Annotated in this window: 2 protein-coding genes; one reads left to right on the top strand and one right to left on the bottom strand. The window is 57.2% G+C overall.

Translation table 11 applies throughout. From position 1 onward, the window contains the following. The coding region (locus PMI22_RS31545) for a hypothetical protein (RefSeq protein WP_162131663.1) at positions 1-300 on the bottom strand (300 nt) is incomplete at its 3' end. A gap of 134 nt (positions 301-434) precedes the next feature. Between PMI22_RS31545 and PMI22_RS03135 the strand changes: the two genes are divergently transcribed. Continuing rightward, positions 435-863 (top strand): nuclear transport factor 2 family protein, encoded by a 429-nt coding sequence (locus tag PMI22_RS03135; RefSeq protein ID WP_007948778.1) that lies wholly within the window; start codon positions 435-437, stop codon positions 861-863. Positions 864-1,001: the final 138 nt, after the last annotated feature.

The following is a 1,001-nucleotide window of genomic DNA, read 5'->3' as shown; positions in this document are numbered from 1 at the left end:
CGTCTGATCGAAAACCGCGTTGCCGCTGACGGTTCTGACCGTCTGATCGAAAACCGCGTTGCCGCTGACGGTTCTGACCGTCTGATCGAAAACCGTGTAGCCGCTGATGGCTCCGATCGCCTGATCGAAAGCCGCGTTGCATGAATGAGTTGCTTCAAAGCAGTTCCCAACAAAGAGCCCGGCCTGATCAGCCGGGCTTTTTCGTGAGCTATTTTTATCGCACTCGCCGCGCTGGCTGAGCGCATCGTCCAGACGCACGATGCTGACGACGGCTGCCTCCCATGACGGGTTCGATGGCACGGGATGGCTTCCATCGGGGTCCTGCGATATACAGTCAGTGGGCGCAGGATGCGGCGGTGGTCATTGATCAACGCTTTCGCAACACCACGCCTCTCGACATTGCAGAACCCACAATAAAAATACAGGAGTAGAAAATGTCTGATCTGAACCTGCACCCCAACGCCGCGGCCTCCTTGGAGCAATGGCACGAGATGATCCGCACGGCTGACTTGAGCGCCCTGCCCGACTTGCTCGACCCACAAGCGGTGTTCCGCTCGCCGATGGCCCATACGCCTTATCCCGGAGCGCCTGTGGTGTCGATGATTCTCAACACCGTCGTCAAAGTATTTGAGGATTTTGCCTACCACCGCGAACTGGCGACGGCAGACGGGTTGAACGTCGTCCTGGAGTTCAGCGCCAGCGTGGGCGGGAAACAGTTAAAGGGCATCGACATGATCCGCTTCAATGAACAGGGAAAAATCGTTGAGTTTGAGGTGATGGTCCGTCCCCTGAGCGGCTTGCAAGCCTTGGGCGAACAAATGGGGCAACGTCTTGGCGCGTATCTGGCGGCCAGCAAAGGCTGATTTTTTACGTCGCGCTCCCGGGCTTCCCGCCGTTTAGAGGCCCGCAGCTCAGCTGTCGCGCGGTGTCATCACCGCGCGCAATGATCCATTGCCGCCATCGATAGTCACCATCAACTCAATGAAGTTCTCATAAAAAAT

The sequence above is a fragment of the Pseudomonas sp. GM21 genome (genome assembly GCF_000282215.1).
Taxonomy (GTDB): Bacteria; Pseudomonadota; Gammaproteobacteria; order Pseudomonadales; family Pseudomonadaceae; genus Aquipseudomonas.
Note: the sequence above shows the minus strand (reverse complement) of the source record. Positions and strands in the feature narration are given on the sequence as shown.

What these genes read in the sequence shown, in the direction of transcription:
- PMI22_RS03135 (WP_007948778.1), top strand. Translation starts at nt 435, where the DNA reads ATGTCTGATCTGAACCTGCACCCCAACGCCGCGGCCTCCTTGGAGCAA.